We start from the raw sequence: 6,270 nt of genomic DNA, 5'->3' as shown, positions 1-6,270 counted from the left end.
CCGCCCCTTTGTCATAGGCCGCTTGTGCTGGTGCGCGCTCGACCGACATGGGCACATCCATGACGATCTCTTGCGCATCAGGCGCGATCAAATCCGCCGCAATCGCCCGCGCAAAGCTCGCAGCCCCTGCAAGCGTAGGATAGGCCACGACGTCTGCACCCTCAATCAGCCGCGCGGCACGCAATGTCATCAAATCCGGCGCACCCGGCCCGACCCCCACACCATACAAAACCCCTGTCATCGCTTCACAAGACTCCACTGGGTGACCGGCATCGACGGACGCCAGCCCGTCAGACGGCCCACAGGTTCTGCGCGGTGGACCTGCAGTTTCACCAGATCACCGCCATGATCTTTGTGCAGCGCAATCAACTCTGCCTCGCTTTCCAGCGTCACGGCATTGGCAACCAACCGGCCCAAGGGACGCAAAGCCGCCGAAGCCGCATCGAAAGTCTCGCGGCTCAGACCGCCGCCGATAAAAATAGCGTCCGGTGCGTCCAGCCCAATCAGCGCCGCGGGCACCGACCCTTCCACCAAGACCAATTTCGGCACGCCCAGCGCCAGCGCATTGGCCGCAGCCATCGCACGGCGATCCGCCCGCGGCTCAATCCCGATGGCACGGGCATAGCGTGCCGCGCGCATCCATTCGATTGCCACCGATCCACAGCCTGTGCCGATGTCCCACAAGAGCGCCCCGCGCATCGGCATCAGCTTGGCGACAGTGGCGGCGCGCACCTCTTGCTTGGTCATCGTGCCGTCAGAGAGAAACAGATCATCTGCCAGCCCCGGCACGCGCGGCAGGAGCGCCGCATCAGGTGCAGCAACACATTCAACAGCAAGCGTGTTGAACGCAGGCACCGTGTGATCCCAGCTTTCGGCCAACCCGTCAAAGCGCGCCTCATCCTTGCCACCCATCGCGGCAAGCACCGTCATGCGGGATTTGCCAAAGCCGCGCTCGGTCAGGAAACGGGCGATCTGGCCGGGGGTTTCAGCCCCTGTCGTCAGCACCAGCAATTGCGCGTCTGGCTGGATAAAGGCGATCATCTGCTCGACCGGACGACCATGCACCGTGAGCGTTTCCACATCAGGCAAAGACCATCCCATGCGCGCTGCGGCGAGTTGAAACGCAGATAGTTGAGGGTGATAGACGATCTCGGCCGGATTTATGGCACGTCCGATCCGCGCGCCGACCGAAAACCAGAGTGGATCACCTGTCGCAAGGATCACAACACGCTTGCCACGCAGGCTTTGAATCGTTGAAATCAGCGCATCAAAGGGATGCGGCCATGCCAGACGTTCCACGCGGACGGTTTTGGTCAGCGTATGATGACGGTCACCGCCGATAATGATCTCGGCCGCCTCAACCACGGCGCGGGTGGCTGGGACAAGTCCGTCCATCCCGTCTTCGCCAATCCCCACGATATGCAGCCAAGGATCAGCCATCGCTTGACGCCCCCTGTCGGCGGCTTCGCGCGGAAGGCCCGCAAGGGCTGACAAGCGCATGATTACACATCTTCCGGTAGCCCCGCAGCCAATGCATTGACGGCTGCCGAAGCCATTGCAGACCCACCGCGCCGCCCGCGCAGGGCGACATAGTCACAACCGCGCGGGTTTGCGGCCAGCTCTGCCTTGCTTTCAGCGGCACCGACGAAACCCACCGGAAAACCAAGGATAACCGCAGGTTTCGGCCAGCCCGCATCAAGCAGCTCAAGCAAATGAAAGAGCGCTGTCGGCGCGTTTCCAATGGCAACCACTGCGCCCTCGATATGGTCGCGCCACAGTTCCACCGCAGCAGCAGAGCGCGTATTCCCGATATGCTGCGCCAAACCCGGCACCGCGGGATCGTTCAGCATGACGATCACCTCGTTGTTTGCGGGCAGGTAACGGCGGATGATCCCCGCACCAACCATTTCGCAATCGCAAAGCACCGGCGCACCAGCGACAAGCGCTGCGCGCCCAGCATCCGCAGCACCTTGCGAAAAGGCCAGCCGATCCGCGACCTCGATCATGCCACAAGCATGAATCAGGCGCGTGATCAGCGGTTGCATTGCGGGTGCGAACCGCTCAAGCCGCGCCTCATCGCGAACCATTGCAAAGCTTTGCGCGTAGATCGCGGCTGGGTCTTTCTCATAGGGGCGCAAATCGCTGACTTTCGCTTGCCGTGAACCTTAGGTCTTGGCTTTGGCTTTGCGCGCGCTTTCGGGACCATGCGGATGCTTCGCATGAGGATAAGGCGCATGGTGGTGATCGTGATGATGATCATGATCATGATCGTCGTCGTGATGATGATGGTGGTGGTGATCATGGTGATGATCCGCGGCCACAAGCCGGCACATGCCCGTACAGAAGGTGTCACACAGGCTGCAATCTGCCACATTCGAGCCGGGTGCGCTGGCACCTTGGCCTTCAACGTGGTGGTGGTGGCTTTCCTGCACGGCCCCGACCTCGCCCTCGAAGCCCAGAACGGCGGTACGGTATTTGCACATCACACAGGTGGACGGCGGCACAGCACCAAAGGCAGGGTGCGCGCGGTCCTCGGCGCTGATCTTGTGGCTTTTGCCCTCTTCGAGCGCCAGCACCTGACTGCGATATCCGCAGATGCCACAGTTGGGCGGCGGCGTGGCACTGACCTGTTCCATGATCCGTTCGGCAAAGGTCTCCAGCACCTTCGGGTGATCGCCCAAGTAGCCCGCTTTGACAAACTGGATGCCGGGGTGTTCTGCCGCAACCTGATCGGTAAAGCCATATATCCGGTCGATCAGAATGCCCGAGAAGAGGAAATACGGAAACACAATGACACGCTTGTAAGGCAGGCGCGCCACATGTTGCAGACAGGGTTCTACCAGCGGGAAAGTCACGCCGGAATAGCCTACTTCACACCAGCCAAAGCCCATGCCCTCTTGCAGCATCCGCGCGATCTTGGCCACGTTTCCGTTGGCATCAGGATCGGATGCACCGCGCCCGATCACAACAAGACAGGTTTCGGTCAGGGGGAGCGCGCCATGGTCCGTGTTGGCTTGATCAACGGCGTCCTGAATACGGCCCGCGGCGGCCGCGATCATCTTGGGATCAACGCCCAATTCGCGCCCGTACTGCACCGCGATCCCGTGTTTGGCGGCATAGGTATTCAGAACCGTGGGGATGTCATTCTTGGCGTGCATCGCGGCAAAAAGCATTCCCGGCACGGCCAGAATGCGTGCGCACCCGGCCTCGCGCAGCTTGTCCAGACCGTCACGGATTACAGGGTTCGCAAATTCCAGATAACCGTACTCGGTCATCCAGTCATCCGGCAGATATGCAGGCAGTTTGTCTGCCAAGGTCGCGAACTCGTCAACGGCGGATTGACTGCGCGATCCGTGGCCGCAGATCATGACACCGGTTTTCATGCGTTTTCCTCTTCCAGCTCTTCGTCCTCTGGCTCTGCTTCGTCTTTCTTCTTTTTCAACTCACCCCAAAGGGCCACCAGTCCGGCAAGCGCAATCGCAGCGCCGGCAACCCAATGTCCATGACCCGCGACCTCGGCCCAGTGACCCGGATGCGCGAAAGCCGATGTTCCGGCAAAAAGAAAGAAAAGTATCAGCAGTCCCCGCATGGGCATCCTCCGTTTTTTGTCATCACAAGAGGCCCCGGCGCGCGGGTCTTGACGATGTGATGTCCGGTTCCCGTTTTGGGTCAACCGTCCCATCTCCAACCTCTCTGGCCGCAGCGCGGCTTCGTCGAGGACGGTATAGACAGGGCGGGCCGCAGGAGCAAACGCTTAAGCGACGCAATCACGCCTTCTGGCGGCAGACTGCAACGCCCTGCTGTGCACTCATGCACCAAGCATGCGCCCTGACGGACCTTTGTTTTGCCGTGCAAGCGGGCTAGGTCGGGGCTCAACAACGAAAGGATGATGAGATGGGCCAGCTTGTAGACGGCGTTTGGCATGACGTTTGGTATGACACCAAGAAATCCGGTGGCGCATTCGAGCGCAAAGAGGCGCAATTTCGCAACTGGATCACGGCAGACGGATCAGCCGGGCCTTCCGGCGAGGGCGGCTTTGCAGCACAAAGCGGGCGCTATCATCTTTATGTTTCATACGCCTGCCCTTGGGCGCATCGCACGCTCATCTTTCGCCAGTTGAAAGACCTGACTGACCATATCAGCATTTCTGCGGTCCATCCCGACATGCTTTCTGATGGTTGGACCTTTGAAACCGATGAGGACGGTGCCACCGGTGACACGCTCTACGGTATGCCATTCGCACGCGATATCTATCTTAAGGCGCTGCCAGATATGAACGGTCGCGTCACAGTCCCGATTCTCTGGGACAAAGAACGCGAAACGATTGTCTCGAACGAAAGTTCCGAGATTATCCGGATGCTGAATTCCGCCTTTGACCACATCACGGGCAATACCGATGATTACTGGCCGGAAGAGCTGCGTGATGCCATCGCACCCGTGAATGACCGGATCTATGACACCCTGAACAATGGTGTCTACAAATCAGGCTTTGCGACAACGCAAGCCGCCTATGACAAAGCGGTCTATCCGCTCTTCGACACGCTCGACTGGCTCGAGGACCGTCTTGGCGAAAACCGCTACCTGATGGGTGATCGCCTGACAGAAGCCGACTGGCGCCTCTGGACCACGCTGGTGCGCTTTGATCCGGTCTATCATTTACATTTCAAATGCAACCGCAAACGGATCGCGGATTATTCGAACCTGTCAGGGTATCTGCGCGAACTGTACCAGATGCCGGGAGTAGCCGAGACCGTGAACATGGCGCATATCGTGCGGCACTATCACTATAGTCATGATACGATTAACCCGCACCGTATTTTGCCAATCAACCCTACACTGGATTACGACGCGCCGCATGATCGTGGGCAGTAGTGCCATAGTGATGGACGATCGCCGCCAGGTCCTGCGGCGGCGTTGCGGTTTTCACAAAAGCCCGCGCATTGGCGGCGTAGTTGAAGATAGAACCGTCTGAAAAGAAGGTGGTGTCGGTGACAAAAACAATATTTGCGCGCGGCTGCCGGAAACGGACCAGATCGGCAACCGCCAGTGCGCAGCCCTCGGCAGGCATCAGATCAAGTACGATCACATCGAAGGTTTCCCCGCAGATCAGGTCTAATGCGCTTGCCGCGCTCTGAACAAGAGTGACATTGACCTCAAGTCGCTCAAGATGCCGCTGCCAAACGCCTCCGAGATTTTCATTTCGTTGGACAATCAGTGCGCGCATAATTACTCCCCGTTCGAGACAGTTTTAGGAACTTAGTTGATGGTTTTTTAACCCTGGCAGGACAGCACTGCGGCCAATGTGTTAACGAAGTGTTAACGCTATGACGGCACCTATCCTAAAAGGCAGGCTTACGCGCATTCGCTTGAGAGCGAGGCGAAAATCCGCTTGAAGAACCGCGATGAAATTGGGCGAAAGAGTATGACAACCTGGATCACAATCTGCGACACCTGCAAGCAAGAGGGCTGGGACGCAGGCGACATGACCCAAACCGACGGTGAAGTGCTGGCCGGCTTGATCGAGGCCGCAGCGGCAGACGTTGCAACGGTCAAGACGCGGCGTGTATCTTGTTTGATGGGCTGCAAGAACGCTTGCAACGTCGCAATCCAAGGCGAAGGTAAATTGAACTATACTTTGGGCACATTTACCCCGTCGCGCGAGGCGGCGGAAGGCATTGTCGCCTACGCCGCAGCCCATGCGGAATCGGAAACAGGGCAAGTGCCCTACCGGACGTGGCCACAGGCCGTGAAGGGCCACTTCGTCACCCGCCACCCGCCTTTGCCAAAAGAATGATAGAGAAGCGCGATCATGGCGGCGGCATCGATGCCGCAATTGCGGCCTACGGCGGCGACCGCGCTGGCTGGCTGGATCTTTCAACGGGCATCAATCCGGTGCCCTATCCCATGCCCGCCCTCCCCCATGACGCATGGACAGCACTGCCGGACGAAGCCGCCTTTGCGCGGCTTTACGCGCTCGCGCGGCGCTTTTGGAATGTCCCCGACAATGCCGCAATCCTCGGTGCGGCAGGCGCTTCTGCCATTATTGCGGCGCTGCCCCATGTGTTTCCGACAGGCACAGTCTGTATCCCGGGCCCCACCTATAACGAACATGGCGCGGCTTTTGCGGCAGCGGGCTGGTGCTTGGGTCAAGACCCAAGCCACGCTTTGGTCGCGGTACACCCCAACAATCCCGACGGACACATCTGGCAGGCCAGCGATCTGGATGCCGCATATACGATCATTGACGAGAGTTTCTGCGATATCATACCC

Annotated in this window: 9 protein-coding genes; 3 read left to right on the top strand and 6 right to left on the bottom strand. The window is 59.3% G+C overall.

Going from position 1 to position 6,270, the window contains the following annotated elements; genetic code table 11:
* The 5 genes from VGP75_RS09825 to VGP75_RS09805 form a co-directional block, all read right to left on the bottom strand.
* Positions 1–241: SAM-dependent methyltransferase (locus VGP75_RS09825; RefSeq protein WP_327543488.1), on the bottom strand; the 241-nt coding region annotated here is incomplete at its 3' end.
* Positions 238–1,440 carry a precorrin-6y C5,15-methyltransferase (decarboxylating) subunit CbiE gene (gene cbiE / locus VGP75_RS09820; protein WP_327543489.1) on the bottom strand — a complete coding sequence of 401 codons (1,203 nt, stop codon included), beginning with the start codon at positions 1,438–1,440 and terminating at the stop codon, positions 238–240. The genes cbiE and VGP75_RS09825, both read right to left, overlap by 4 nt.
* Positions 1,441–1,502: 62 nt before the next feature.
* Positions 1,503–2,138 (bottom strand): precorrin-8X methylmutase, encoded by a 636-nt coding sequence (locus VGP75_RS09815; protein WP_327543487.1) that lies wholly within the window; start codon positions 2,136–2,138, stop codon positions 1,503–1,505.
* Between the two features lie 27 nt (positions 2,139–2,165).
* Positions 2,166–3,383 carry a sirohydrochlorin chelatase gene (locus VGP75_RS09810; RefSeq protein WP_327543486.1) on the bottom strand — a complete coding sequence of 406 codons (1,218 nt, stop codon included), beginning with the start codon at positions 3,381–3,383 and terminating at the stop codon, positions 2,166–2,168.
* Positions 3,380–3,589, bottom strand: a complete 210-nt coding sequence (locus VGP75_RS09805) for a DUF6732 family protein (RefSeq protein WP_327543485.1) — start codon at positions 3,587–3,589, stop codon at positions 3,380–3,382. Before VGP75_RS09805 ends, VGP75_RS09810 begins: the two co-directional genes overlap by 4 nt.
* Before the next feature lie 305 nt (positions 3,590–3,894).
* Between VGP75_RS09805 and VGP75_RS09800 the strand changes: the two genes are divergently transcribed.
* Complete coding sequence (locus tag VGP75_RS09800; RefSeq protein WP_327543484.1) at positions 3,895–4,872, top strand: glutathione S-transferase family protein; 978 nt, start codon at positions 3,895–3,897, stop codon at positions 4,870–4,872.
* Here the strand turns inward: VGP75_RS09800 and VGP75_RS09795 are convergent.
* Positions 4,832–5,224 (bottom strand): response regulator, encoded by a 393-nt coding sequence (locus VGP75_RS09795; RefSeq protein ID WP_327543483.1) that lies wholly within the window; start codon positions 5,222–5,224, stop codon positions 4,832–4,834. The genes VGP75_RS09800 and VGP75_RS09795 overlap by 41 nt on opposite strands.
* Before the next feature lie 198 nt (positions 5,225–5,422).
* Between VGP75_RS09795 and VGP75_RS09790 the strand changes: the two genes are divergently transcribed.
* Together VGP75_RS09790 and VGP75_RS09785 are read left to right on the top strand one after the other, a co-directional pair.
* A complete protein-coding gene (locus tag VGP75_RS09790) occupies positions 5,423–5,794 on the top strand; it encodes a DUF1636 family protein (protein ID WP_327543482.1) in 372 nt (123 codons plus the stop codon).
* Positions 5,791–6,270: aminotransferase class I/II-fold pyridoxal phosphate-dependent enzyme (locus VGP75_RS09785; RefSeq protein ID WP_526025508.1), on the top strand; the 480-nt coding region annotated here is incomplete at its 3' end. The genes VGP75_RS09790 and VGP75_RS09785, both read left to right, overlap by 4 nt.

It is taken from the genome of Yoonia sp., assembly GCF_036007805.1.
Taxonomy (GTDB): Bacteria; Pseudomonadota; Alphaproteobacteria; order Rhodobacterales; family Rhodobacteraceae; genus Yoonia.
Note: the sequence above shows the minus strand (reverse complement) of the source record. Positions and strands in the feature narration are given on the sequence as shown.

What these genes read in the sequence shown, in the direction of transcription:
- VGP75_RS09795 (WP_327543483.1), bottom strand. Translation starts at nt 5,224, where the DNA reads ATGCGCGCACTGATTGTCCAACGAAATGAAAATCTCGGAGGCGTTTGG.
- VGP75_RS09810 (WP_327543486.1), bottom strand. Translation starts at nt 3,383, where the DNA reads ATGAAAACCGGTGTCATGATCTGCGGCCACGGATCGCGCAGTCAATCC.
- cbiE (WP_327543489.1), bottom strand. Translation starts at nt 1,440, where the DNA reads ATGGCTGATCCTTGGCTGCATATCGTGGGGATTGGCGAAGACGGGATG.
- VGP75_RS09800 (WP_327543484.1), top strand. Translation starts at nt 3,895, where the DNA reads ATGGGCCAGCTTGTAGACGGCGTTTGGCATGACGTTTGGTATGACACC.
- VGP75_RS09805 (WP_327543485.1), bottom strand. Translation starts at nt 3,589, where the DNA reads ATGCGGGGACTGCTGATACTTTTCTTTCTTTTTGCCGGAACATCGGCT.
- VGP75_RS09790 (WP_327543482.1), top strand. Translation starts at nt 5,423, where the DNA reads ATGACAACCTGGATCACAATCTGCGACACCTGCAAGCAAGAGGGCTGG.